This is a genomic window from Salinisphaera sp. Q1T1-3, from assembly GCF_003602005.1.
GTDB lineage: Bacteria > Pseudomonadota > Gammaproteobacteria > Nevskiales > Salinisphaeraceae > Salinisphaera.
In genome coordinates, this window is the sequence record NZ_QZWD01000013.1 from 93,962 (window position 1) to 119,774 (window position 25,813).

At 65.5% G+C, this 25,813-nt stretch carries 29 protein-coding genes; 22 read left to right on the forward strand and 7 right to left on the reverse strand.

Annotation, left to right across the window (positions count from 1 at the left end):
- Positions 1–13 precede the first annotated feature (13 nt).
- Genes D3260_RS12705 through D3260_RS12715 form a run of 3 tightly spaced genes read right to left on the reverse strand, consistent with a single transcriptional unit; the run spans position 14 to position 1,993 of the window.
- Positions 14–253, reverse strand: coding sequence for a BolA family protein (locus D3260_RS12705; protein ID WP_120098973.1), 240 nt, complete (start codon positions 251–253; stop codon positions 14–16).
- A 40-nt stretch (positions 254–293) separates the two neighbouring features.
- Positions 294–1,049, reverse strand: coding sequence for an ABC transporter permease (locus tag D3260_RS12710; protein WP_120098974.1), 756 nt, complete (start codon positions 1,047–1,049; stop codon positions 294–296).
- Positions 1,046–1,993, reverse strand: coding sequence for an ABC transporter ATP-binding protein (locus tag D3260_RS12715; protein WP_120098975.1), 948 nt, complete (start codon positions 1,991–1,993; stop codon positions 1,046–1,048). Before D3260_RS12715 ends, D3260_RS12710 begins: the two co-directional genes overlap by 4 nt.
- A gap of 135 nt (positions 1,994–2,128) precedes the next feature.
- On the opposite strand from D3260_RS12715, the gene D3260_RS12720 reads away from it, so the two are divergent.
- The 14 genes from D3260_RS12720 (at position 2,129) to mgtE (ending at position 13,771) form a co-directional block, all read left to right on the forward strand.
- Positions 2,129–3,106: a KpsF/GutQ family sugar-phosphate isomerase gene (locus D3260_RS12720; protein WP_120098976.1), complete on the forward strand. Its 978-nt coding sequence runs from the start codon at positions 2,129–2,131 to the stop codon at positions 3,104–3,106.
- A complete protein-coding gene (locus tag D3260_RS12725; RefSeq protein WP_120098977.1) occupies positions 3,103–3,639 on the forward strand; it encodes an HAD family hydrolase in 537 nt (178 codons plus the stop codon). The genes D3260_RS12720 and D3260_RS12725 overlap by 4 nt, the downstream gene beginning before the upstream one ends.
- A gap of 2 nt (positions 3,640–3,641) precedes the next feature.
- Positions 3,642–4,208: an LPS export ABC transporter periplasmic protein LptC gene (gene lptC, locus D3260_RS12730; RefSeq protein ID WP_120098978.1), complete on the forward strand. Its 567-nt coding sequence runs from the start codon at positions 3,642–3,644 to the stop codon at positions 4,206–4,208.
- Positions 4,198–4,722, forward strand: a complete 525-nt coding sequence (lptA, locus tag D3260_RS12735; protein WP_158583530.1) for a lipopolysaccharide transport periplasmic protein LptA — start codon at positions 4,198–4,200, stop codon at positions 4,720–4,722. The genes lptC and lptA overlap by 11 nt, the downstream gene beginning before the upstream one ends.
- Entirely contained in the window at positions 4,722–5,477 is a 756-nt protein-coding gene (lptB, locus tag D3260_RS12740) for an LPS export ABC transporter ATP-binding protein (RefSeq protein WP_120098980.1), read from the forward strand. Before lptA ends, lptB begins: the two co-directional genes overlap by 1 nt.
- A gap of 151 nt (positions 5,478–5,628) precedes the next feature.
- A complete protein-coding gene (locus D3260_RS12745; RefSeq protein WP_120099010.1) occupies positions 5,629–7,077 on the forward strand; it encodes an RNA polymerase factor sigma-54 in 1,449 nt (482 codons plus the stop codon).
- 42 nt (positions 7,078–7,119) lie between these two features.
- The gene (hpf, locus tag D3260_RS12750; protein ID WP_120098981.1) at positions 7,120–7,446 is read left to right on the forward strand and encodes a ribosome hibernation-promoting factor, HPF/YfiA family; all 327 of its coding nucleotides are present in this window, start codon (positions 7,120–7,122) and stop codon (positions 7,444–7,446) included.
- A gap of 10 nt (positions 7,447–7,456) precedes the next feature.
- Complete coding sequence (locus tag D3260_RS12755) at positions 7,457–7,921, forward strand: PTS sugar transporter subunit IIA (protein ID WP_120098982.1); 465 nt, start codon at positions 7,457–7,459, stop codon at positions 7,919–7,921.
- Positions 7,922–7,971: 50 nt separating this feature from the next.
- Positions 7,972–8,967: an HPr(Ser) kinase/phosphatase gene (gene hprK, locus D3260_RS12760; protein ID WP_120098983.1), complete on the forward strand. Its 996-nt coding sequence runs from the start codon at positions 7,972–7,974 to the stop codon at positions 8,965–8,967.
- Entirely contained in the window at positions 8,958–9,812 is an 855-nt protein-coding gene (gene rapZ, locus D3260_RS12765; RefSeq protein ID WP_120098984.1) for an RNase adapter RapZ, read from the forward strand. The genes hprK and rapZ overlap by 10 nt, the downstream gene beginning before the upstream one ends.
- Positions 9,809–10,240 (forward strand): PTS sugar transporter subunit IIA, encoded by a 432-nt coding sequence (locus D3260_RS12770; RefSeq protein ID WP_120098985.1) that lies wholly within the window; start codon positions 9,809–9,811, stop codon positions 10,238–10,240. Before rapZ ends, D3260_RS12770 begins: the two co-directional genes overlap by 4 nt.
- A 16-nt stretch (positions 10,241–10,256) precedes the next feature.
- Positions 10,257–10,526: an HPr family phosphocarrier protein gene (locus D3260_RS12775; protein WP_120098986.1), complete on the forward strand. Its 270-nt coding sequence runs from the start codon at positions 10,257–10,259 to the stop codon at positions 10,524–10,526.
- A gap of 18 nt (positions 10,527–10,544) precedes the next feature.
- Positions 10,545–12,287, forward strand: a complete 1,743-nt coding sequence (ptsP, locus tag D3260_RS12780) for a phosphoenolpyruvate--protein phosphotransferase (protein ID WP_120098987.1) — start codon at positions 10,545–10,547, stop codon at positions 12,285–12,287.
- 119 nt (positions 12,288–12,406) lie between these two features.
- The gene (gene mgtE, locus D3260_RS12785) at positions 12,407–13,771 is read left to right on the forward strand and encodes a magnesium transporter (RefSeq protein WP_120098988.1); all 1,365 of its coding nucleotides are present in this window, start codon (positions 12,407–12,409) and stop codon (positions 13,769–13,771) included.
- 39 nt (positions 13,772–13,810) lie between these two features.
- Here the strand turns inward: mgtE and D3260_RS12790 are convergent, their stop codons facing one another.
- Positions 13,811–15,100 (reverse strand): metallopeptidase TldD-related protein, encoded by a 1,290-nt coding sequence (locus tag D3260_RS12790; protein WP_370456303.1) that lies wholly within the window; start codon positions 15,098–15,100, stop codon positions 13,811–13,813.
- Positions 15,101–15,270: 170 nt separating this feature from the next.
- Between D3260_RS12790 and D3260_RS12795 the strand changes: the two genes are divergently transcribed.
- The 4 genes from D3260_RS12795 (at position 15,271) to D3260_RS17530 (ending at position 19,210) form a co-directional block, all read left to right on the forward strand.
- Positions 15,271–16,764, forward strand: a complete 1,494-nt coding sequence (locus D3260_RS12795; protein WP_120098990.1) for an ATP-binding protein — start codon at positions 15,271–15,273, stop codon at positions 16,762–16,764.
- Complete coding sequence (locus D3260_RS12800) at positions 16,751–17,299, forward strand: hypothetical protein (RefSeq protein ID WP_120098991.1); 549 nt, start codon at positions 16,751–16,753, stop codon at positions 17,297–17,299. Before D3260_RS12795 ends, D3260_RS12800 begins: the two co-directional genes overlap by 14 nt.
- Complete coding sequence (locus D3260_RS12805; RefSeq protein ID WP_233544066.1) at positions 17,296–18,669, forward strand: sigma-54 dependent transcriptional regulator; 1,374 nt, start codon at positions 17,296–17,298, stop codon at positions 18,667–18,669. The genes D3260_RS12800 and D3260_RS12805 overlap by 4 nt, the downstream gene beginning before the upstream one ends.
- Positions 18,670–19,015: 346 nt before the next feature.
- A complete protein-coding gene (locus D3260_RS17530; RefSeq protein ID WP_158583531.1) occupies positions 19,016–19,210 on the forward strand; it encodes an EF-hand domain-containing protein in 195 nt (64 codons plus the stop codon).
- A gap of 329 nt (positions 19,211–19,539) precedes the next feature.
- Here D3260_RS17530 and mpl read toward each other — a convergent pair whose 3' ends face one another.
- Positions 19,540–20,892, reverse strand: a complete 1,353-nt coding sequence (gene mpl, locus D3260_RS12815; RefSeq protein WP_120098994.1) for a UDP-N-acetylmuramate:L-alanyl-gamma-D-glutamyl-meso-diaminopimelate ligase — start codon at positions 20,890–20,892, stop codon at positions 19,540–19,542.
- A 55-nt stretch (positions 20,893–20,947) separates the two neighbouring features.
- Positions 20,948–21,493, reverse strand: coding sequence for a hypothetical protein (locus D3260_RS12820; protein WP_147418194.1), 546 nt, complete (start codon positions 21,491–21,493; stop codon positions 20,948–20,950).
- A gap of 41 nt (positions 21,494–21,534) precedes the next feature.
- Here D3260_RS12820 and rnd point away from each other — a divergent pair, with 41 nt between their 5' ends.
- Positions 21,535–22,659: a ribonuclease D gene (gene rnd, locus D3260_RS12825; RefSeq protein ID WP_158583532.1), complete on the forward strand. Its 1,125-nt coding sequence runs from the start codon at positions 21,535–21,537 to the stop codon at positions 22,657–22,659.
- Between the two features lie 30 nt (positions 22,660–22,689).
- Here rnd and D3260_RS12830 read toward each other — a convergent pair whose 3' ends face one another.
- The gene (locus D3260_RS12830) at positions 22,690–23,250 is read right to left on the reverse strand and encodes an adenylate kinase (protein ID WP_233544067.1); all 561 of its coding nucleotides are present in this window, start codon (positions 23,248–23,250) and stop codon (positions 22,690–22,692) included.
- A gap of 215 nt (positions 23,251–23,465) precedes the next feature.
- Between D3260_RS12830 and D3260_RS12835 the strand changes: the two genes are divergently transcribed.
- From D3260_RS12835 to D3260_RS12845, 3 genes are all read left to right on the forward strand, one after another.
- On the forward strand, positions 23,466–24,728 hold the full coding sequence (locus D3260_RS12835; RefSeq protein WP_120099012.1) for a 6-phosphofructokinase: 1,263 nt from the start codon (positions 23,466–23,468) through the stop codon (positions 24,726–24,728).
- Between the two features lie 66 nt (positions 24,729–24,794).
- Positions 24,795–25,328 (forward strand): inorganic diphosphatase, encoded by a 534-nt coding sequence (ppa, locus tag D3260_RS12840; protein WP_120098997.1) that lies wholly within the window; start codon positions 24,795–24,797, stop codon positions 25,326–25,328.
- A 396-nt stretch (positions 25,329–25,724) separates the two neighbouring features.
- Positions 25,725–25,813, forward strand: an 89-nt coding sequence (locus D3260_RS12845) for a leucine zipper domain-containing protein (protein WP_147418170.1), incomplete at its 3' end; no start/stop codon positions are given.

A 25,813-nucleotide genomic window follows, 5' to 3' on the forward strand; every position in this document is an offset into this window, starting at 1 on the left:
CGTTTTCCGGTGATCAGGCCGTGCCGGCCTGTTGGGGCGTGAGCGTCTTGAGCGAGAGCGCATGGATCTCGCCGCCCATCCGCTCGCCGAGCGTGGCGTAGACCATGCGGTGCTGTTCGACGATGCCCTTGCCTTCAAAGCTCGGGCTGATCACGCGGGCGGCGAAATGGGTGCCGTCGTCGCCCATGACTTCGACCTGGGCATCCGGCAGTCCGGCTTCGATGAGTTCGCGAATGGCGTCGGGGCTGTACATGACGAATCGTCCTTCAAAAACTGACGCGGATGCTACGCGATCAACCGCGGATCTTGTAGCCGCGCGCGAGCATGGCGATGGCAACGGCGGACACGATCACGAAGAACGCGGCCGCGACGATGAGGCTGACCACGGGATTGGCATCGCCCACACCGAAGAAACCGTGACGGAATCCGTCGATCATGTAGAAGAACGGATTGAAGTAAGAGGCTTTCTGCCAGAAGGCCGGCAGGTTGTGGATCGAGTAGAACACGCCGGAGAGAAAGCTCATCGGCAGGATGAAGAAATTCTGGAAGGCCGCCAGATGATCGAACTTGTTGGCCACGATTCCGGCGATCATGCCCATCACGGCGAGCGTACCGCCGGAGAAGATGAGCATCACCAGCATCAGCAGCGGATGGTGGATCGGCACGGTGACGAAGAACTGCGTGACGATATAGAGCACGATCGCGACCAGCACGGCGCGCACGAGCGAGGCCCCGATATAGGCCAGATAGATCTCGAAGGCCGACAGCGGCGACATGAGCAGGAATACGAGATTGCCCATGATCTTGGACTGCGTGATCGACGAGGAGGTGTTGGCGAACGAGTTCTGGATGATCGACATCATCATCAGCCCCGGCACCAGAAATTCGACCGCGCGCACGCCCTCGATGGTCTGGCCGGACAGTACCTGGCCGAACACGAGCATGTAGAGCAGCGCCGTGATCACCGGCGCGCCCACGGTCTGCAGGATCACGCTGTAGAAACGCCGGACTTCCTTGATGAACAGGGTGTAGCAGCCGCGCCAGTTCATGCCGTGTCTCCCGTGGTCGCGGAATCCTCGTCCATCGTCAGCTCCACGAAGATGTTTTCCAGCGACGGCTCGCGCGTGTGCACATCCACGATGCGCCAGCCCGCGCCGCGCACGCCTTCAATGACTTCACCGATGAAGTCCTCGCCCTGCTTGAGCTTGAGATCGATGGTGTTGTCGTGGCGATCCTCGACCAGGCGTTCCACATAGGCCGGCAGTGCCTCGGTCGTGCCCTCGGCGGCCAGCTCCAGCGACAGGAACCGATAGGGGTGCCGACCCAGCAGCGCGTTCTTGTCCTCGAGCACCTGCAGCTCGCCGTGGTTGAGGATACCGATGCGATCGCACAGCTCCTCGGCCTCTTCCAGATAGTGCGTGGTCAGCACGATCGTGTGGCCGGCCGCATGCAGTTCCCGGGTGAAATCCCACAGCGTGCGTCGCAGCTCGACATCCACGCCGGCGGTCGGCTCGTCGAGGATCACGACTTCCGGCTTGTGCACCAGCGCCTGGGCGATCAGAACCCGTCGTTTCATCCCGCCCGAGAGCTGGCGGATGGAATTCGCGCCCTTGTCCTCGAGTTCGAGCCGCTCGAGCAGCTCGTCGATCCAGGGCCAGACCTCCTTGCCACAGCCCTGATAACCGGCCTGCAGACGCAGCATCTCGCGGACCGAGAAGAACGGGTCGTAAACCAGCTCCTGTGGCACCACACCGAGCGCGCGACGCGCGGCCCGATAGTCGGTGACCACATCATGGCCGAGCACGGCCACGCTGCCGGACGAGGCCTGAGCCAGCCCGGCGGTGATGGAGATCAATGTCGATTTGCCGGCGCCGTTCGGCCCGAGCAGGCCGAAGTATTCGCCGCGCTTGATGTCGAAGGAAACGCCCTTGAGCGCGTGCGTGGTCGCAAAGCGCTTGTGGACATCCCGAAAGGATATCGCGGTATCCGTCATGAGTCGTCGATGATCGGGCAAGGCGGCGGAGTATACGCGTGTCCGGCCCCGACCCCAACGGGGCCGATCTGTCAACGCCTGCACATGGCATCGTTGTTGCACGTCGCCCCCCCGGCCTGCGATAGACTCGCCCCCATGAACAGTACGACGCTCATCGCCACCGCTCGACGCGTGATCGGCATCGAGGCCGCCGCCGCCGCCTCGCTCGCCGAACGCATCGACGACGACTTCGCACGCGCCGCCGATGCGTTGCTGGGCTGCACCGGGCGCGTGATCGTCACCGGCATGGGCAAGTCGGGGCATATCGGCGGCAAGGTGGCCGCGACCCTGGCATCGACCGGCACCCCGGCCTTCTTCGTCCATCCGGGCGAGGCCAGCCACGGTGATCTCGGCATGATCACGGCCCACGACGTCGTCATCGCCCTGTCCTATTCGGGCGAGACCGCCGAGATCCTCACACTACTACCGCTGCTCGGCCGCATGGGCGTGCCGATGATCGCCCTGACCGGACGCGCCGATTCCACCCTGGCCCGGCATGCCAGCGTGCATCTCGACGTATCCGTGGCAACCGAGGCGTGTCCGCTGGAATTGGCGCCGACGGCCTCGACCACGGCCACGCTGGTCATGGGCGATGCGCTGGCCATTGCGCTACTCGAAGCACGCGAGTTCACGATCGAGGATTTCGCGCGCAGTCATCCGGGCGGCTCGCTCGGCCGGCGCCTGTTGCTGACCGTCGCCGACCTCATGCACACCGGCGATGCCCTGCCGCTGGTCGATCGCGATGCGGCCCTGCGCGATGCGCTGCTGGAGATGACCGCCAAGGGGCTCGGCATGACCGGCGTGATCGATGCCCACGGTCGTCTGGCCGGCCTGTTCACCGACGGCGACCTGCGGCGTACGCTCGATCGCGACATCGACATCAAGACCGCGACCATCGGGGACCACATGACCGTCGAACCCAAGACCGTGGCGGCCGACGTGCTCGCCGCCGAAGCGGTGCGCCTGCTCGAGACGCATCGCATCGGCGGCGGCGCCCTCATGGTCGTCGACGACGACAACCGTCCGGTGGGCGCACTGAACATGCAGGATCTGCTGCGGGCGGGCGTGATATGACATTCCTGTCACCGCAAGGCCCCGCGACGGGGCTGGAAACACGCGCGGCCGGCATCACACTGGCCGTGTTCGACGTCGATGGCGTGATGACCGACGGCCGGCTTTATCTCGACGAGGACGGGCGCGAAACCAAGACCTTCCACGTGCGTGACGGCCTCGGTCTCAAACGTCTGATGCAGCATGGCGTCCAGATCGCGGTAATCAGCGGCCGCCCCTCGCAGGCCACGGCGGCGCGCTGCGCCGAACTCGGTATCACGCATGTGCATCTGGCCTGTGCGGACAAGCCGGCCGCGCTTGCCGCGCTGACCGCGCAGCTGGACATCGCCGATCGGGCGATCGCGATCATGGGTGACGATCTGCCCGACCTGGCACTGGCCGAATCGCTGGCGGCGGGCCCCGGCCTGCTGCTGGCGGTCGCCGATGCGGTACCGGCCCTGCGCCGGGCCGCCCACTGGGTGAGCGCCGCTCCCGGGGGCCACGGCGCCGTGCGCCAGGCCTGCGACCTGATCCTCGACGCCCGCGAGGCCCGCTGATCATGTGGCGGCTGGCGATAGCGCTCGTGATCGTGCTCGGCCTGTTGATCGGGGCCGGCCGCTGGTTGGCCGCGCATCGCGAGGCCAGCCAGCGCACCGCCGATCAGACACCGGTGACAACGCCCGAAAACAGCGACTACTACCTCAAGGACGCCACGATCTACCAGCTGACGCCCGAAGGTCGTCTCGCCTACCGGGCCCACAGCGTCGAGGCGCTGCATTTCCCGGACGATTCGGCGCGCCTGAGCGATATCGATGTGCGTTACGTCAAGGGCACGCCCACGTACTGGCATCTGCATGCCAACAAAGGGCACGTGCCTGCCGATCAGCCCCACAGCCTCTATCTCTACGACGGCGTGACGGGGCGTCATCCCCGCGACAACGGCGCGATGGTACGCCTGGAGACCACGCATGCCTGGGTCTATCCGGATCGCAACCTCATCGAGTCCGATGCCCACGTCAAGGCGTTCGAGCCCGGCCAGACCGTCACCGGCGACGGCATGCGTGTCAATCTCGAAACCAACAAGCTGAACCTCCTCAACAATGTGCATGTCACCTATGCTCCGTAAGACGTCGCTGACACTCGTTGCAACACTGGCGCTGTGCACACTGGCTGCCGGCAACGCCACGGCGGCCGATGCCGGCAGTCGACAGCTGCCGATCCAGATCCAGTCCGACAATGCCGATTTCGCCCAGAAATCCGGGGTGTCGACCTACACCGGCGATGTCGTGCTCACACGCGGCGGCATGACGCTGACCGGCAGCAAGCTGGTGGTCACGCGCATCAACGATCGCGGCAACATCAAGGCCGTGCTCACCGGCAGTCCGGCGCACATCGACAAGAAGCCGGATGCCGAGAACAACGAGACCGTGACCGGCCACGCCAGCTCGATCACCTACACCAACAGCAACGCCGAGCTCACGCTGCGCGGCAATGCCGTACTCGAGCGCAGCGGCGGCGACACCATCAACAGCCCGGTGATCACCCGCAATGTCGACAGCGGTGTCACCCATGCACAGGGCGGCGGCCAGGACGGTCAGCGGGTGCACATCACCATTCAGCCGAATCAGGACAATCCGTGATGGCTGCGACATCCCCTGTTTCCGACACCCAAGCCGAACTCATCGCCAGCGGCCTGCGCAAGCGCTTCAAGGGCCGCGAAGTCGTGGCCGGCGTCGACCTGCGGGTCGCGCGCGGCGAGGTCGTCGGTCTGCTCGGGCCGAACGGGGCCGGCAAGACCACCTCGTTCTACATGATCGTCGGCCTGGTCAATCCCGACGAGGGCCGGATCCGTCTCGGCGACCGGAATCTGGTCGGCCTGCCGATGCACCGCCGTGCCCGCCTGGGTATCGGTTACCTGCCCCAGGAGGCCTCTGTCTTCCGCAAGCTGTCGGTGGCCGACAACATCCGCGCGATACTGCAGGTCCGCGAGGGCCTGTCCAAGGCCGACATCGAAGGCGAGCTGACCAACCTGCTCGACGAGCTGTCGATCAGCCATATCGCCGACTCGAAGGGCATGAGCCTGTCGGGCGGCGAGCGACGCCGTGTCGAGATCGCCCGGGCCCTGGCCGCCGAACCCACGTTCATGCTGCTCGACGAGCCGTTCGCCGGCATCGACCCGATCTCGATCGGCGATATCCGCGGCATCATCCGCCATCTGCAGGGCCGTGGTATCGGCGTGTTGATTACCGACCACAACGTTCGTGAGACACTCTCGATCTGTGATCGGGCCTATATTCTGGCCGACGGCGAAGTCATCGCCGATGGTGCTGGCGACGCTATCCTGGCCGACCAGAAGGTCCGCGACGTCTATCTGGGCGAGGATTTCCGCTTATGACGCAATCCGCCACGCCCCATGCCGGGGCCATGCACACCGGATACCGCCCGACAGCGGATGTGCGTGATGCGACGGTTTGGACTGCGCCGCCCCGTGTTGTCACACGCCACCGAACCGATGGTTTGGCCGACCAGTGCAGGCACGACGCGATATGAAGCTGTCGCAGGGACTCAATCTCGGACAGACGCTGACGATGACGCCAGCGTTGCAGCAGGCGATCCGCATGCTGCAACTGTCCACGCTTGACCTGAAAACCGAGATCCAGGACGCGCTGGAATCCAACGTGATGCTGGAGGCCGACGAAGGCCACGAAGAGATCGATGCGCGCGAGGCCGCCGCCCAATCATCCGAGCGCACCAACAGCAGCGACGCCGAGATTCCGGAGAATCTGCCGGTCGATGCCGACTGGAACGATATCTACGCCGGTAGCAGCGCGCCCGCGGCCCCGGCGGCCAGCAGCACCGACGACGAAGATTACTGGGCGTTCCGTCAGGCCAATCTGACCAGCACGCCGGATCTGCATGCGCATCTCGTCTGGCAGGCGGACATGCATTCGTTCAGCCCGGGCGAGCGTGCTGCTGCCGAGGTCATCATCGATGCGATCGATGCCAACGGCCTGCTGCTCGACTGGGACGAGATCGCGCCGCGCATCGCCGCCGATCTCGAACTGACGCCGGCCCACGTCGAGGCCGTGCTGACCGTGGTCCAGGATTTCGACCCGCCCGGCGTCGCAGCGCGGTCGCTGGCCGAGTGCCTGGACATCCAGCTCACCGGCATCGATTCCGACACGCCGGGCCATGCCCTGGCCCGGCGTCTGATCCGCGAGGAGTCGCTGGCGTGCCTGGCCGAGCCGAAGCGCGATGCCGTGGCCGCGCGGCTCGGGGTCGAACTCGAAGCGCTGGATACCGCCATCGCCCTGATCCAGACGCTGCAGCCACACCCGGGCGATGCGTTTGCCGAGCACGAAGCCGATTACGTGGTGCCCGAAGTCTTCGTCACGCGCACGAGCGAGGGCTGGCACGTCGCGCTGAATCCCGACATCGCCCCGCGGCTGCGCATCAACGCCCAGTATCTGGCCCTCATCAAGCGCGCCGACAAATCGGCCGACCAGACCACGCTGAAGTCGCATCTCCAGGAAGCCCGCTTCTTCCTCAACAGTCTGAAATCGCGTAACGACACCCTGCTCGAGGTCGCGCAATGCATAGTTGAAGCCCAGCGGGGTTTTCTGGAATATGGCGAAGAGGCCATGAAGCCATTGGTATTGCGCGATGTCGCCGAAGAGCTCGAAATCCACGAATCCACGGTCTCGCGCGCGACTGCGAACAAGTACATGCAGACGTCGCGTGGCGTGTTCGAACTCAAGTACTTCTTCTCGAGCCACGTTTCGACCACCGATGGCGGCTCCGCCTCCGCCACCGCGATTCAGGCCATGATCAAGCGCATGGTCGCCGGCGAGACCGCCCGCAAGCCGCTGTCCGACAGCAAGCTCGCCGAGCTTCTGCTGGACAACGGAATCCAGGTCGCCCGGCGAACCGTGGCGAAGTATCGCGAAGCACTGTCGATTCCGCCGTCGCACGAGCGACGTCAGAAGACAGGCTGAGCCCCGTCCTTGCTCGTCCACAATGCTGCCAAGGAGCACGCGATGAACCTCAATATCTCCGGCCACCACGTCGACATGACGAACGCACTGCGCGATTACGTCGCCTCGAAAATGGAACGCATCGAGCGTCATTTCGATCACGTGCTGGATGCCGAAGTCGTTCTCGAGGTCGAAAAGCTGCGACACAAGGCTGAGGCCACGATGCAGATCCGTGGCGCCAAGCTGCACGCCGAGGCCGTGAAGGAGGACATGTATGCCGCCATCGATTGCATGGTCGACAAGCTCGACCGACAGACGATCCGGCACAAGGAGAAGGCGTGCGATCACCACAACCGGGATGCCCGCCATATCGACATGAGCACGGACTGATCCGCGCCACATGAATATCGCAGACATCGTCGCCGCCGACCGTGTCCGGATCGTCCCGGACGTCCAGTCGAAAAAACGCGCGCTCGAACAATTGGCCGAGATACTCGCCGATGGCACGCCCTATCTGACCGCCGCCGACGTCTTCAACGGCCTCATCGGCCGCGAGAAGATCGGCACGACGGCCGTCGGCGACGGTGTCGCGATTCCACACGCCCGCCTGAAAGGCATCGATGACGCCATCGGTGCCTTCATCCAACTCCCCCAGGGCGTGGATTTCGAAGCCGCCGATGAGGCCCCCGTGGACCTGATCTTCGGTCTACTGGTGCCGGAGTCGGCCACCGACGAACACCTCAAACTGCTGCGCGCTCTGGCCGAGATCTTCTCAGCAGACGAGATCGTGGCGGATCTGCGCGAAGCCGGCGACGATGCCGCGCTGCATCGCGCCCTGCTCGCCCACGACACCATCCCCGGCTGATACGTGGCCCGGGTCGTGAGCGCTCGTTCTCTCGTTCGACGAACCGCCGCATGATCGAAATCGAAACGGCGATCCATTCGGCCGTGGCCCAGTCCGATGCGCGACGCGTGGCCATCGAGACCGTGTTCGAGCGGCTGGCCGCCTCGCTCGATCTGCGCTGGCCGGAACCGGCCATCGGCGCGGCGGAGACAATCGGCGCGACCACGCACCACGGCTGGCGCGTGCCGACCGTGGGCTATCTCAATTTCATTCACCCGCCCCAGGTGCAGATCGTCGGCCAGCCCGAGATCGCCTATCTGGCCGACCTGTCACCGGATCTGACCGCCCATGTCCAGACCCAGATCGTGACCGGCCGCACGCGGCTGGTCATCCTGGCCGATGACTGTCGTCTGCCCGAGGCCCTGCACGCCGCGCTGCGCCAGGCCGGGATCGCGGTCTTCACCACGCCGGCGTCCGGCCATCGCGTGGCTTACCGGCTGCGCCATTTCCTCGGCGAGACACTCGCGCGCCAGATCACCCTGCACGGCGTATTCCTCGAAGTACTGTCGATCGGCCTGTTGCTGGTCGGCGAGCCGGGCGTGGGCAAATCCGAGCTGGCGCTGGAGCTGATCAACCGCGGCCACCGGCTCGTCGCCGACGATGCGCCGGAATTCGTGCTGCTCGGCCCGGACGATCTCAACGGCGGCAGTCCGCCCCTGCTCCAGGATTTTCTGGAAGTGCGCGGTCTCGGCATCCTGAACATCCGGGCGATGTTCGGCGAGGCCGCGATCAAGCGTCGCAAACAGCTCGGCCTGATCATCCGTCTCGACCGCCCGGAAGCCGGCACCGCAGTCGAACCCGACCGCCTGACCGGCGCACGCGCCACGCGCGAGATTCTGGAAACACGAATCCCGGAAATCTGCCTGCCGGTCGCGGTCGGGCACAATCTGTCGGTGCTCGTCGAGGCCGCCGCGCGTGACCATCTGTTGCGCATGCAGGGCCAGCACTCCGACGAGCAGTTCGCCCAGCGCCAAGCACAAGCCATAGGACGAAATTCATGCGACTGATCGTGGTCAGCGGTCTGGCCGGCGCCGGTAAATCGGTGGCCCTGAACATGCTCGAGGATCTCGGCTATTACTGCATCGACAATCTCCCGCTCGGGTTGCTGGGCGAGGTGTCGGCCGAAACCCTGAATCGACAGGGCCTGGATTTCGATCGACTGGCCGTCGGTATCGATGCCCGGGCACGCGAAGCCGAAATCGGACGGTTTTCCGAGCGCATCGCCAGCCTGCGCGCCGCCGGCATCGACATCCGGGTGATCTATCTGCACGCCGATCAACACACCATCCTGCGGCGTTATTCCGAGACGCGGCGGCGTCACCCGCTCAGCGGCGACAATCGCACGCTGGTCGATGCCGTCAGCGCGGACATCGATCTGACACGGCCCATCGCCGAGAGCGCCGATGTCAGCATCGACACCAGCCGACTGAACATCCATCAGTTGCGGGACATCGTGCGCAACGAGGTCGAAGGGGCAACCCACGGCAAGTTGTCCATCCTCGTGCAGTCGTTCGGGTTCAAGTACGGCCTGCCCCCGGCCGTCGATTTCGTCTTCGACGTGCGCTGCCTGCCCAACCCGCACTGGGTCCCGGAACTGCGAGAGCTCACGGGGCTGGACGAACCGGTCGCCGCGCACCTCGCCGCCCAGCCGGCGATTCCTGCCATGCGCGACGACATCAGTGCGTTTCTCAAGCGCTGGCTGCCCGATTTCGCGATCCAGGACCGCACCTACATCACGGTCGCGATCGGTTGTACCGGCGGCAAGCATCGCTCGGTCTATCTCGCCGAGCGTATCGCCGAACAACTCAAGGCCGATCACGCGCACGTCCTGGTGCGCCATAACGAACTGTGAGCGACGATCTGGCACGCGTCGGTGTGCTTGTCGTCGGCCACGCGCCGCTGGCCGGCGCATTGCATGCGGCGGCCGCACACGTCGTCGGCACCCGCGGCGCGCATGTCGCCGTCGTGGATGTCGAGGCAGCGGAGTCGCCGGATGCGGCACAGCGTCGTATCGCGACCCGACTATCCGAGCTCGATGCGGGCCACGGCGTGCTCGTCCTCGTCGACATCGCGGGCGCTACGCCGGCCAACGCGGCCCTGGCCGCGGCGGATGGGCTGGCCGGCGTGGCCTGTGTCGCGCCGGCAAGCCTCGCGATGCTGCTACGTGTTTACAATTATGCTGACGCAACGCTGACCGCACTGGTCGAGATTGCAGTCGAGACCGGCGCGCGGCACACGGTCTGTCTGACGCCGCGCGAGACCGGCGAGGCCGACCGCTGACAGGAGAGAGATCCGGATGCCCACTCGCGAATTGCCCATCGTCAACAAACTCGGTCTGCATGCGCGTGCGGCGAGCAAGTTCGTGACCGTGGCATCACGCTACGACGCCCGCATCACGGTCACCAAGGATGCCCGCGAGGTCTCGGGCAAATCCATCATGGGCGTGATGATGCTGGCCGCGGCCCGCGGCTCGGCGATCGCGGTCACGGCCGAGGGCGACGATGCCGAAGAAGCGCTGGATGCGATCGAGGCCCTGGTCGCCGATCGCTTCGGCGAAGCCCAGTAGGACGGCCCGGCGGCCACCATGAGTCTCTGGCTCTCCGGCATCGGCATCTCGCGCGGCGTGGCCATCGGCCCGGTGCACCGGATGCACGGCGCGGATATCGACATTCCCGAATATCGCATTGGCGCGGACGCGGTCGATGACGAGATCGCACGCTTCACCCAGGCCGCGATCGACGCGCGTGCCCAGCTCGCCTCGGTCCGGGAACAGATTCCGGCCAACGCGCCCGCCGAGATCGGCGCGTTCATCGAGACCCATCTGCTGATGATGGACGATACCGCCCTGATCGATACGGTGGCCGCCCGTATCCGGGAGGATCGGTGCAACGCCGAATGGGCGCTCAAGCTGCAATCGGAGGATCTGATCGATGTCTTCGATCAGATGGACGACAGCTATCTGCGCACCCGTCGCGACGACATCGTGCACGTGACCGCGCGCCTGCAGCGCGTGCTCCTCAAGCAGGAGCACCCGGTTCGTGCCGGGGGCGACCCTGCCACGGACACGCACGCACCGGTGATCGTCGCCGATGAACTCGCGCCGGCCGATATCATCCTCCTGCATCAGCAGGGGGTGGCGGGCTTGGTCACCGAACACGGCGGCCCGCTGTCGCATACCGCGATCCTGGCGCGCAGTCTGCGCATTCCGGCCCTGGTCGGCGTGCGTGCGGTGCGCCGGATCCTGTCCGACGACGAGACCGTGATCGTCGACGGCGAAGCCGGCCATCTCATCGCCGGCCCGGACGACGGGGCGCTGGCGTTCTTTCGACACCGCCAGGCTGCCAACGCCCGCTATCAACGCATGCTCGCCGTCTTGCGCGACGAGCCGGCGGTCTCCGCCGACGGGGTCCGGGTGACCATGCTGGCCAACGTGGAGCTGCCGGCCGATACCGACGAGGCCGCCCAGGTCGGCGCCGAGGGCGTAGGGCTCTATCGCACCGAGTTCCTGTTCATGAATCGCGAGGATTCGCCGAGCGAGGAGGAACAACTGGCCGCGTATCGACAGGTTCTGGGCACGGTGGCCGGGCCGATCACCATTCGAACCCTGGATGCCGGTGCCGACAAGCAGATCGGCCGGACGACCAAGATCGCGACCAACCCGGCGCTCGGACTGCGGGCGATCCGGCTGTGTCTGAAAGAGACCGGCCTGTTCCGCACTCAGCTCCGGGCGCTGCTGCGGGCCTCGGCCGAGGGGCCGATGCGCATCATGCTGCCGATGATCTCCACGGTCGGCGAAATGCGACAGGCGCGGCACCTGATCGCCGAGGTCGCCGCCGAGCTCGACGCCGAGGGCCTGCCCCGCGATCGAGATCTCGCGGTAGGCGCGATGATCGAGGTGCCGGCGGCAGCGCTCGCGGCACCGACGCTTGCCCACTACTGCGATTTCTTCTCGCTGGGCACCAATGATCTCATCCAGTACACGCTGGCCATCGACCGTATCGACGACGAGATCAATTATCTCTACGACCCGCTGCATCCGGCCGTGCTCAATCTCATCCGCATGACAATCGATGCCGGACGCGCGGCCGGCATCAGTGTTTCGATGTGCGGGGAAATGGCATCCGACAAGCGCTATACCCCGCTGCTGCTGGGACTCGGGCTGACGGAATTCTCGATGCACCCGGCCAGCGTGCTCGAGGTCAAGCGCGCGGTGATGGGCGCGGACGTCGCCCGTCTGCGCCAGCGCGCCGGCGAGATCCTCTCGCTCACCGACGCCGGCGCCTACCGCGAAGCGCTCGACACCCTGGGCCGGGAAACCCTGGCCTGACGCGAAAGCCGGCCGACGGCCACGCCGTTGGTCGGCGCACAGCGGTAAATTGCCGCGCGTGTCTTAAAAAAGAGCGCTGCGTCGGCTAGCTTTAGAGACCCCTCGCTGCCTGGTTCGTCATGAGCGAAACCGACGTCGACAAAGACACGCTGGATACCCGACTCGCCTCGCTGGACGAAGCCTTCGAAACCGGGCGCACGCGGCGCCTGAAACCGATGCTCGCGGCCATGCACCCGGCCGAAACCGCGCTGCTGCTGGAGTCGATACCGCGCGACAAGCGCGAAACCGTCTGGCGCCTGATTCCCGACGACGATCACGGCGAAACGCTCCTCCACGTCAACGGCGAGGTGCGCGCCGAGCTCGTCGACACTCTTGAACACGACACGCTGCTGGCGGCCACCGAAGGATTGGCGATCGACGATCTGGCGGATCTGATCGAGGATCTGCCCGACCCGGTCACGCGCGACATGCTGCGCGCCATGGACGCGGACAACCGGGAGCGTCTCAAGGCCGTGCTCGCCTATGACCCGGCCTCGGCGGGCGGGTTGATGAACAACGACACGGTCACGGTCCGCCCGGATGTCTCGCTGGCCGTGGTCGCGCGTTTCCTGCGCTGGCAGGGACGGCTGCCCGAGGATACCGAAACGCTGTTCGTGATCAGTCGCCAGGGCCGCTACATCGGTCTGCTGCCCCTGTCCAAGCTGGTCACGCTCGATCCCGAGCGCGATGTCTCCGAGGTCATGGATACGGACATCGATGCGCTGGCGGTGGATATGCCGGCCGCCCAGGTCGCCAAGCGTTTTCAGGATCTCGATCTGATTTCGGCGCCGGTCGTCAACGCCGACGGCGTCCTGCTCGGCCGCATCACGATCGATGACGTGGTCGATGTGATCCGCGACGAGGCCGAGCATCGCATCATGAGCCTGGCCGGGCTCGACGAGGAAGAGGATGTCTTCGCGCCCATCCCGCGCAGCGCGCGTCGCCGCGCGATCTGGCTCGGCGCCAATCTGATGACGGCCTTCGTGGCCTCGCAGGTGGTCAACCTGTTCGAGGGCGCCCTGTCGCAAGTGGTCGCCCTGGCCGTGCTGATGCCGATCGTGGCGAGCATGGGGGGCATCGGCGGCACCCAGACCCTGACTCTGATGATCCGCGGCCTGTCGCTGGGCCAGATCGGTTTCGGCAACGCACGTGCGTTGTTGATGAAAGAGATCGCCGTCGCCCTGATCAACGGCCTGCTGTGGGGCGCAGTGGTCGGCGGTATTGCGATCCTGTGGTTTGACAATGCCACGCTCGGCGCCGTGATGGCCGCAGCCCTGATCATCAACCATCTCAATGCGGCCGTGACCGGCGTGGCCATTCCGCTGGCCATGAAACGCATGGGCATCGATCCAGCGCTTGCCGGATCGGTCGTCCTGACCACGTTCACAGACGTCATCGGCTTCGCCGCGTTCCTCGGGCTCGGCACGATCTTTCTCACGCACTGATCGCCGGCGCGCTGTCCGGCCGGCGATCGTCCCCGTCGATCAGTCGCCGCCGGCGATCGTCATGCCGCCGATGAGCACCGACGGCGTGCGCAGCGCGGATTGATACTCGACGTCATTGCCGAACGCCTCGATCGCCATGAGCATATCCGCGAGATTACCGGCGATCGTGGCGTTTTCGACCGGGTGGGCAAGGCGGCCGTTCTCGACCCACCAGCCTGCGGCGCCGCGCGAGTAGTCGCCGTTGACCAGATTGACGCCCTGGCCCATCAACTCGGTCACCACCAGGCCCGTGCCCATACCGGCCACCAGCGTCTCGAAATCGGCGGTGCCGGGGGCGATATCGGCATTGAAGACGCCGCCGGCGTTGCCGGTCGTCTGAAGGCCGAGACGCCGGGCCGAATAGGCCGACAGCAGATAACCGCTCAGCCGGCCGTCGGACACGAGCGTGCGCTGCCGCGTGGCCACGCCGTCGGCATCGAAACCGGCACTGGCCAGACCCCGCCGGCGATGCGGGTACAGCGTGATACCCAGCGTGGGTGCCGCGATCGAGGTGTCGATCCGATCCTTCAGAAAACTGGCATTGCGATACAGCGAGCCGCCACTCACCGCGCCGAACAGATGGCTCCATAGACTGCGGGCGACACGCGGCGTGAACAGCACCGGTGCCGTACCGGTCGGCGCTCGCCCGGCGTCGAGCCGGGCGAGCGCGCGTTGCGCGGCCAGCCCGCCGATCTGCTCGGGGGTGTCGAGTTCGGCCGCATCACGGGCCTGCGAGAAGGCGATCTCACGTTGCATGCTGCCACCCGCGGCCCGGGCGATGGCCGTGCACGAGGCAGCATGCCGACTCGCTGTTTCCACCCCCACGAAGCCGTGGGTGTTGGCATAGGCCGAAATCGCGTCCTCGGTGGCCACCGTCGCGCCCTCGGTCTGGCCGATGCGCGTATCGGCGGCAAGGGCCGCGGTCTCGATACGCAGCGCCCGCGCCTCGGCCTCGTCCGGTCGCAGCGGCCAGGGATGAAACAGATCGAGCGCCGGCCAATCCGTGGCCATCAGCGCCGGATCCGCCAGCCCCGCATACGCATCGGTCTCGGTGAAACGGGCGATCGTATCGGCCTGGCCGAGCGCCGCCCGCAGTCCGTCCGCGCTGAGATCGGTGGTCGTCGCCGAACCGGTCGCCCCACCGCGATACACGGTGATCGAGGCGCCTCGGTCGCCCTCGAAATCGATCGACTCGCGCTGTTGATTGCGCACCGAGACCGACAGCGCCCGAGACGCACTGACACTGGCCTCGGCCGCATCGGCGCCAAGTCCCCGGGCACGGGCCAGCATATCGGCCAGCGCCTCGCGCAGATCGGATTCGCCGGGCAGGTCGCGCCAGCCGGCAGAGAATGCATCGTCGTCAGCCATCGCCCGTCGGGGTTGCCACGAAAGCGGCCAAAATAGCCGCCTGAGCGACACGGAGCAATGCACCGACCGACAGGCAGGCGTATATTGCCGACATGTCCAGCGTCATCGCCCCGAGCAGCGCCGATGCCCGGCGCCGCGGTTCGGCCGGTCTGTGGATACGGCCACGCTCGATCACCGGACTGGTGATCGCGGGTTTCGTGCTGGTGTCCGCACCGCTGATCGTGGCCATTGCCGCGAGCGTGTTCTACGTCGACAGCCTCCATACCCAGAGCGAACGCCTGGTCATGCAGGGCGTGGCGGTCACGCGCGACTCCAAGCGCTTGACCAGTCTGCTGGTCGGCATGGAGCGCAGCGCGCGACAGTATCGCGTGCTGGGCTCATCCGACGTGCTCGCGCGTTTTCACGATCAGGCGGCGCGCTATCGAGAACAGCTCGACGCCCTGGCCGGCCTGGATCTGGCCACACTGAAACCATCGCGATTGCATGCGCTGGACCAGCGCGTCGGCCATCTGTCCGATCAAATCGGCCGTAGTGAAACCGCCACCGACGACGTCATCGCCGCGCTCGGCGACGTCCGGCACGCCACCGAGCGTATCGGCGATCGCGGCACGGCTTTCGTGCGTGACGAGCTTGACCTGCTGCAGGCCACGGCCGCCTCGGCGCGCCGCTTTCTCATGGCCTGTGTATTCGCCCTGATTCCGGTCGTGATTGTCCTCGGCCTGGCGCTGACCTATGTCATCACCCGGCCGCTGCGACAGATCCTCGATGCCATCAATCGCCTGGGGGCCGGCGAGCTCTCCGATCCGGTCCGCGTGGTCGCCCCGGTCGCCGAGCTCGACCAGCTGGGCGACCGACTCGACTGGATGCGCTGGCGGCTGGCCGCACAGGAGCAGGAGAAACAGCAGTTCCTGCGTCACATGTCGCACGAGCTCAAGACCCCGCTGGCCTCGATCCGCGAAGGCGCCGACCTACTGACCGATGGCTCGATGGGCACGCTCACGAATGCCCAGCATGAAGTCGCCGGGATCATCGGGCGCAACAGCGTGGAGCTGGTCGGGCTGATTGAAAATCTGCTCAATTTCGCCGCCTGGCGCGAGCAGAACGCACGCCTGGAGGTCTCACGCTTTGACCTGACCGCCCTGATCGAACGACTGGTCGCCCGTCACCAACTCACCATCCGGGCCCGGGAACTCCGGGTCGACCGCCCCGCAGCGCCCGCCGAGATCACTGCCGATCTCGACCGCATGCAGCTGATCGTGGACAATCTACTGGCCAACGCCGTGAAATACGCCGCGCCGCACGGTCTCGTCCACGTCGCCATCGAACACGATGCCGAAGCAACGCATCTCTACGTCGGCGACGACGGCCCGGGCGTGGCCCCCGCGGATCGGGAACGCATCTTCGATGCCTTCGCGTGCGGCCAGAATACGCCGCCCGAGGCCCGCGGCGTGTCGGGCACCGGCATCGGCCTGTCCGTCGTTCGCGACTGCGCACGGGCCCATGGTGGCGATGCCCGTGTCATCAGCAGTCAGTCGTTCGCCAGCATATTTCATGTCCGTATTCCGCATTATCATGTCACGCACTGACAGCGTGTCGATCACCGTCATCGGAAACACCGCGCTTGCGCTTGTCATCGTCGCCGGCCTTGGCGGCTGTGCACACCTGGCGCCCGCGCCGCAACCACCGGTTCAGACCGCAACCGCCAGGCCGGCGCCGACGCTCGATTTGCTGCGCTATGCCCGCCGGCTGTCGGATACCACACCGGCCGGCCGCGAAACCGCCGTCGACGACGCCCGCCAACAGGTCCGCAAAGCACCGGGCGCGACGACGTACGCCCATCTGGCGCTGGCCCTGGCCGCGCCTCACCAGCGGCTCTATACCCCGGATGAAGCCGCCCGTTATGCACGGCTGGCGCTCAATGCCGCACCCAACCCGTGGGACGACAACGCCCGGCAGTATCTGGGCGATATGGCGCGCTGGCTCACCCTGGCCACGCAGCATACCGATGCGGATGCCGACCGGATCCGGACTCTTGAGTCGCAGCTCGGCGAGGCCCGAACGAAGCTTGAGGCGCTGTCCGACATCGAGCAGCGAATCGACGATAACGGCGACAGCCCATGAGCACAGGCATGCGTACCGGCCATCTGCTGCTTGTCGACGACGATCCGAGCCTGCGACGCCTGCTCACGCTCCGTCTGGAAGGCGCCGGGCACACGGTCAGTGATGTCGGCAGTGCAGCCGAGGCGCTCGATGCGGTGGCCACGCTGCCGATCGAGTGTGTGATCAGCGATCTGCGCATGGACGGCATGGACGGCATGGGTCTGCTTGAACGGCTGGCAGCCGAGCATCCGGATCTACCGGTGATCCTGATCACCGCCCACGGCACGATCCCCGAAGCCGTGGCCGCGACTCGCGCCGGCGCACTCGATTTTCTGGCCAAGCCGATCGACAAGACCGAACTGCTCGACCGTGTCACCCAGGCCCTGTCCCAGGCCGGTCCGAGCCGCGGTGAATGGGCCCAGACCTGGCAGGCACGCATCATCACGCGCGCGCCGTGCATGATCGAGCGGCTCGACGAAGCCCGGCTGGTCGCCGCCACTGATACCAGCGTGCTCATCGCGGGCGAATCCGGTACCGGCAAGGAAGTCATCGCGCGCGTCATGCACGAGGCAAGCGCACGTCGCGGCGCCCCGTTCGTGGCGATCAACTGCGGCGCGATGCCGGAACAGTTACTGGAATCGGAACTGTTCGGTCACGAGAAAGGGGCCTTCACCGACGCCAAACAGGCGCAACAGGGGCTGCTGCGCGGCGCGGCCGGCGGCACGGTGTTCCTCGACGAGATCGGCGACATGCCGCTCGCGCTTCAGGTCAAGCTGCTGCGCGTGCTTCAGGAGCGCGAGGTTCGACCGGTCGGCGGCCAGCAGCCGATCCCGATCGACGTGCGCGTGCTCTCGGCAACCCATCGCGATCTGGAGCAGGCCATCGCCGACGGTCGGTTCCGCGAGGATCTGTATTACCGGCTGGCCGTGGTCACGCTCACCTTGCCGCGGCTCGCCGAGCGTCCCGAAGACATCGCCCCGTTGGCACGACATTTCCTCGAACGGGCCTCTCGCGCCAACAACACCGCCACCAAGGTTTATGCGCCCGATGCCCTCGAACGGCTGGCCGCATACGACTGGCCCGGCAACATCCGTCAGTTGTCCAACGTCGTCGAGCACAACGTCGCCCTGACCCGCGGCGCCGTGATCAATCGTCACGCCGTGGACAAGGCACTGGCCCAGCACGGCGATCCGGAAGCGGCCACCCGGTTGATCCGACCATTGGCCGAAGCACGCGACGAGTTCGTGCGCGACTATCTCGTCCAACTGTTGCGTGTCACCGACGGCAATGTCTCGCGCGCGGCACGACTCGCCCAGCGCAATCGCACCGAGTTCTACAAACTGCTCTCACGGCACGCACTCGACCCGGCCCGATACAAGCGCAGCGACTGATCTGTTGCCGCCAAACGACAGCGGAAACAGCCCCATCGCGCACACCGTCGCCAATCGGCGACACCCCGGAATGCCCGTATGAGCGCGTTAAAGGCGATAACGGCCCCAGCGCTGTCGCCATCTGACGACGGTTTTCGGCGATCTGCCGGGCATGCCGTCACCGCCCTGTCCACCGAACCACCAAATTGCCCAGCAAGCCATTGATTTAAATAGCTTTATCAGTCCTGGCACAGGGCTTGCTGAATCGACTCACAGATTGGTTGGTATTGCATTTCGATTGGTGATGTCCAGATCGTTTGGCGCTGTACTCATGACACTGCTGGCTTGCTCGGTTTCGGCTGTCTCGATGGCTGATTCGGACGTGCCGCATGTGCCGGCCGCCTGGGCCACGATGGACGCCGACAGTAACGGCAAGCTGTCGCGTGCCGAGGTGGAGAACACGCTCTGGGCACAGCAATTCGATGCCATGGATACCGACCACGACGGACAAGTCACGGAGAAGGAATACATCGCATTCATGCAGTCGCGCGACAACAATTAGCGCGCTGCCCAAGGTTTCGCCTGGCCGGATCATTGTTCCCCCGGTCCCCCCCTCGTGCCTCGGCAACGTGGTCCGGTCAGTGCGAATTTAGTCAGTGGCGATCCGCCGGATCGTCCCCTGTTTCGTCGGTCGGGCCGGCCTCCCCCGGTCCCCCCCTCGTGCCTCGGCGTAGCCGGCCCGATACGACGAATTAAAAACAACAAGAACCGGCTGCCTCGGCAGTCACTCAAGGCCGCTTCAGCGGCCTTTTTTTCGTCTCAACGTGGCCGAAGCCTCCGGTGGAGGCCCATCGCGACTGCCCGCCCGGTGGCGCGCATCCTGTCAGTCGCTCAGACCGCCAGCCGAGCCAGCAGCTTGTCGTGAATGCCCTCGAAACCGCCGTTGCTCATCACGACCACGGTATCTCCCGGGCGCGCCTCGGCCGCCACGGCCTCGACAAGGCTGTCCACACTCGAACGCGCCACCAGTCGATTCCCCAGCGAACCGAGCACCGCAGACAGATCCCAGGCCAGCGCATGGTCGTAGGCGAACACCCGGTCGGCCTGGGCGAAACTATCGGCCAGCGTCGCCTCGTGCACACCGGCCCGCATCGTGTTCGAGCGCGGTTCGAAAACGACCAGCAGACGCCCGTGATCGGCCGGTGTCGGCGCCAGTCCGGCCAGCGTCGTGCGGATGGCGGTTGGATGATGGGCAAAATCGTCGTAAAGCGCGATATCGCCCGGCCGGCCGCGTAATTCGAGCCGACGCTTGACCCCGGAGAATCCGGATAGCGCGGTGATGGCAGCCTCCGGCGCCACGCCGACATGCGCGGCCGCCGCGATCGCGGCACAGGCATTGGCGGCATTATGGGCACCGCGCTGGGACCAATCGAGCGCGCCGATGGCATGCGAACCGTGATGGATGTGCAGTCGCTGCCAGTCCGGCGTATCGGCGAGCGCATGCCAGCCGGCTGCCTCGTTGAAGGACACGGTCGGACTCCAGCAGCCCATGGCGATGACCTCATCCAGCGCCGGCTCCTGCGCGTTGTGCACGATGCAGCCGGTGCCGGGTACGGTTCGCAGCAGATGATGGAACTGGCGCTGGATGGCGGCCAGATCGATAAAGATGTCGGCGTGATCGAACTCGAGGTTGTTCAGAATCAGCGTGCGCGGCCGGTAGTGAACGAATTTCGAGCGCTTGTCGAAGAACGCGGTGTCGTATTCGTCGGCCTCGACGACGAAAGCCTCGCCCTCGCCGAGCGCGGCCGACACCCCCAGATCCGCTGCGATACCGCCGACGAGGAACCCCGGCGCATGACCGGTCTCACGCAGGATGTGCGCCAGCATACTCGTTGTCGTGGTCTTGCCGTGGGTGCCGGCCACCGCGATGACATGGCGCCCGGCCAGGACGTTCTCGGCCAGCCATTGCGGGCCGGAGACGTAGGTCAGGCCGGCATCGAGCGCGTATTCGACGGCCGGATTGCCGCGGGACATCGCATTGCCGATGACGACCTGATCCGGCGCCGGCTTGAGATGCGACGCCGCATAGCCGTCCATGACCTCGATGCCGGCCTCGGCGAGCTGCGTACTCATCGGCGGATACAAGCCGGTATCGGAACCGGTCACGGTGTGGCCGGCTGCCCGGGCCAGCATGGCCACCCCCGCCATGAAAGTACCGCCGATGCCCAGAATATGCACGTGCATGGGCGAAAAGTCCTTGGTAGCGAATGTCGAAGCGAGCGAATGCTCCGCGGTGTGGTCAACCGAGCACGGAGAAGACGAGCAGCACGGCGATCTCGAACCCGATCGTGACTGCGACGCCGGCTGCGATCGGCACCTCGAGTGCATGTCGATAGATATGGCTGTAGACCGCCAGCCCCCAGATGCCGAGCGCGACATAAGCCAACGCCGCCAGCGGCGACGGCGTGGCCACGTCGCTGGCGGCGCTGGCGCTGGCAGCCCGCAGGCTCTCGATATAGCTCGCCAGGCCGTGCGTGGGGGCGAGCATCAGCAAGGTGATGATCGTGCCGGCCCCGAACAGCGCCGTGGCCGTCTGGTTGAACCGGTTGGGCAGGCGCCGGAGCCGCAGCACCAGCGCGGCATAAAGCCCCAGCAGGATCGAAGCCAACAGCGCCTGGAACAACGCCGGGCCGGCGTTCGCAGCCACCATCACGATCTGCACGAACTGAGCGATACAATAGGCGACCGCGCTCGCGATGAGCGTCGACTGGTCACCGGGCAGGTCCTGCGGACCGCGGCGAAACAGCACCAGGTCGACAAGTCGGCGAGCAAATACCATCGTCAAGGCAGGTCCCTATGGATTCCGAGCGAAAATCGCGACCCTCGATGATACCGAAGCCACCCGCCCACGTCCTTACCATCGACGATGCCACGACGCTCGCGACTTTCGTCTCGGACATGGCACAGCGCGACTGGATCGCGATCGACACGGAATTCCTGCGCGAGCGCACTTATCATCCACAGCTGTGTCTCGTGCAGATCGCCGACACGGAGCGGGCTGGCGTCATCGATGTGTTGGCGATTGACGATCTGACACCGCTCGGCACGCTGCTCACCGACACGACCGTGACCAAGGTCTTTCACTCGGCCGAGCAGGATCTCGAAGTATTGCTGCATACCTTCGGCACGATGCCCGGCCCCGTGTTCGACACGCAGCTGGCCGGCCCGCTCGCCGGCCTCGATGACCAGATGGGCTATGCCCGCATGGTCGACGCCCTGCTCGATGTGAAACTGTCCAAGGCCCACACGCGCACCGATTGGCGTCAGCGCCCGCTACCCGAGGGGGCGATGGCCTACGCCGCGGACGATGTCCGCTATCTGAGCGTGGCCTATCGGCTCATCGTCGACGAGCTGGCACGGCGTGACCGATTGGCCTGGGCGATGGAGGATGCCGAGCGCCTGACCGTGCCGGATCGATTCGCGCCCGAAATCGACGGTGCCTGGCGGCGCATCAAGGCCTGGCCGCGTCTTTCCCCGGCCGCCCAGCAAATTCTGGCCGAGCTCGCATCCTGGCGCGAGCACGAAGCGCTGACGGCCGATCGGCCGCGTCGCTGGATACTGGCCGATGATGCGATCATCGCACTTGCCGAAACCGCACCGACCGACGACCTGACGCTGGCCGATACCCCGGCATTGCCGGAAAAGACACTGGCCCGACACGGCGAGGCACTGCTGGCCGCGGTGGCCCGCGGCCTGGCGCGCAACCCCGTCGTGCTCGATCCGGATGCCGGGCCGCCGGATGCTGCCACCAAACGCCAGATCAAGGCCGGCATGCAGGCACTCGAGGACGCCGCTCGGCAGAGCGACGTGCCGGCGCCGACGCTATCCAGCCGTGCGGAGATCGCGCGGCTCGTGGCCGGACGACGGGATCTACGGCTGCTGCAGGGCTGGCGGCGGACGATCGCCGGCGAAACCGTGCAGCGGGCCGTGGCAGCCGCTCAGCAGAACTGAGCGGCCGTTGCGGGCCAGTGAGGCCCGGTTTTACGAGACGTCGGCCAGTGCCGCCTCGATACGCGCGAAGATCTCTTCCACGTCGCCCTGGCCGTGTACCTGCTTGAGCAGACCCTGTGCCTGATAGTGGGCGACCAGTGGTGCCGTCTGATCCTCGAACACGCCGAGCCGGTTGCGGATCGTCTCTTCGTTGTCATCGGAACGCCCACGCGCCATGAGACGACCCACGATCTCCTCGTTGTCGACCTTCAGATGCACGACCGCCTGCAGCGGGCGGTTCAGCTCGGTCAACATCTCATCCAGCGCTTCGGCCTGCGAGGCACTGCGCGGGAAACCATCGAGGATGAACCCGTTTTCGGCATCGGGCTGGGTAAGACGCTCGCGCATCATGCCGACCACGATATCGTCGGAGACGAGTTCCCCGGCATCCATGGCCGCCTTGGCCTTCAGACCCAGCTCGGTACGCTCGGCGACCGCATGGCGCAACAGATCGCCGGTCGATACCTGTGGTACACCATAGCGCTCGACCAACTTGGCGCTTTGCGTTCCCTTGCCCGAGCCGGGCGCGCCCAGCAGAACGATTTTCAGCATGACATTCCCGCCAGAAGACCTTGGTATCAAAAGATTCTTGATTGCACGCGCCGTTGGATCCGCCCAAACGCGAGCGACCGACGAAGTTACTGGCGCGCCCGCCGCAAGTCAATTGTGCGAAGAAGATACGCTCACGTATCCTTGCCCACCGCATTGATTGCCGCACACCGCCGCGCTTGTCGATACGGGCCGGCTCCATCGAGGAATATTTCCGGATGACGAAGAAAAACGCCTTCTATGCACAAAGCGGCGGCGTAACGGCCGTTATCAACGCCTCGGCCGCCGGCGTCATCGAAGCCGCCCGCGCGCACAGCGACACGATCGGCACGGTCTATGCCGGGCGCGACGGCATTGTCGGCGCGCTCAACGAGGATCTGATCGATACCGGGCTCGAATCCGCCGAAGACATCGCGGCGCTGCGATACACCCCGGCCGGGGCCTTCGGCTCGGCACGCTACAAGCTCAAGGGGCTGACCGATAACCGTGCCGAATACGAACGCCTGGTCGAGGTCTTCAAGGCACACGACATCGGCTATTTCTTCTACAACGGCGGCGGCGACTCGGCCGATACCTGCGAAAAGATCAGCCATATCTCCGAAGAGATGGGCTACCCGATCCAGGCCATCCATATCCCGAAGACGATGGACAATGACCTGCCCCATACCGATTGCTCACCGGGCTTCGGCAGCGTGGCCAAGTACACGGCCGTATCCATCCGCGAGGCCGGTTACGACTTGCACAGCATGTGCAAGACCTCTACCAAGGTGTTCATCCTCGAGGTGATGGGCCGTCACGCAGGCTGGACCGCCGCCGCCGGCGGGCTCGCGGCCGAGAACGAAGGCGATGCGCCGCATATTCTGCTGTTCCCCGAAATCGCCTTTGACCGCGAGAAGTTTCTGGCACGCGTCGATGAAACCGTCAAGCAATACGGTTTCTGTGCCATCGTCGCCTCCGAGGGCGTCGAAATCGGCGAATCGTTCATGCGCGGCGACGGCCGCGAGGCCGATGCCTTCGGTCATGTCCAACTGGGCGGCGTGGCCCCGAAGCTCGCCGAGATCATCAAATCCGGACTCGGCTACAAATACCACTACGCGATTGCGGACTATCTCATGCGGGCCGCGCGCCACATCGCCTCGGCCACCGATGTCGAACAGGCCTATGCCGTGGGCCGGGCCGCCGTCGAATACGCGGTTCAGGGTCGCTCCGGCATCATGGTGACCATCGATCGGCAGAACGATGCGCCCTACGAATGGACGATCGGCGAGGCGCCGCTGGCCGATGTGGCCAATGTCGAGAAGATGATGCCGGCCGATTTCATCAGCGAGGACGGCTTCCATATCACCGACAAGGCACGGCGTTATCTCGGCCCGCTGATCGCCGGTGAGAGCTATCCGCCCTACGTCGATGGCCTGCCGAAATACGCGAAACTCAAGCTTGCAGCCGTGGACAAGAAACTGTCCGACGGTTTCAAGGTCTAGAAAACAGGCAGTAGACTGCGCGCAGTTGCCATTCATCCACTGTCACTGATCCAGAAAGGACAAGCCATGGGCTATGAAGCACTGACTCCGGGCGACAAGGCCCCCGAGGAAATCAACGTCATCATCGAGATCATCGAGGGCGCCTCGTCGGTCAAGTACGAAGTCGACAAGGACACCAACTGCCTGATGGTCGACCGTTTCATGAACGTGTCGATGCATTACCCGGCCAACTACGGTTTCGTACCGAACACGCTGTACGACGATGGCGACCCGGTCGACGTGCTCGTGCTCACGCCCGAGCCGATCGTGCCCGGCGCGGTCATCAAGTGCCGCCCCGTCGCGGTGCTGGGCACGGAAGACGAATCCGGTCTGGATGCCAAGATCCTGGCCGTGCCGACCGACAAGATCAGCACCGGCTACTACAAGGACGTGCGTGATCTGGACGACGTCGACGAGCGCCTGAAGAACAAGATCGCCCACTTCTTCGAGCACTACAAGGATCACGAAGACGGCAAGTGGTCCAAGATCTCCGGCTGGGAAGGCGCCGATAAGGCCAAGGCCGAGATCAACAAGTCGATCGAAGCCTACAACAAGGGCTGATCACGCCGCGCGGGCATCAAGCCCGGCCGCGAATCGACAAGGCCCCGCCGGATCACGGCGGGGCCTTTCTTTGTCGGGCTTCGCATCGGCAGCAGCAGGCGCAGGATTTGCCCCCCGGAATGGCACGATGCCCGGGGACGGCCCGGCTCGATCAAGGCGTGTCATCACGAGATAGAGCGCCCGAAGGGCCACGCCAATCCGGCGTTATCGCGCGCTCACGTGGCTAAGCCACCCCAGGCTCACGATGCCTCATCTTGTCGCCACTTGGCCGCGGGTGCGAGGTTCTATCTCGTGACGACGCGCTCTAGGTGTGACCTCTCAGTAGATTGTTCATCCGAGCCGCAGTCCTTGAAGCTGATGGGTGCAGAAATCCGTCAGACCTAAGGAGCGACCCGGATGAACACGCATAAGAATGCGCGACTCACCGTTCACAGTCGACAGGTGCTGGTGCGTCGAGTGATCGAACAGGGCCTGAGACCGGTCGA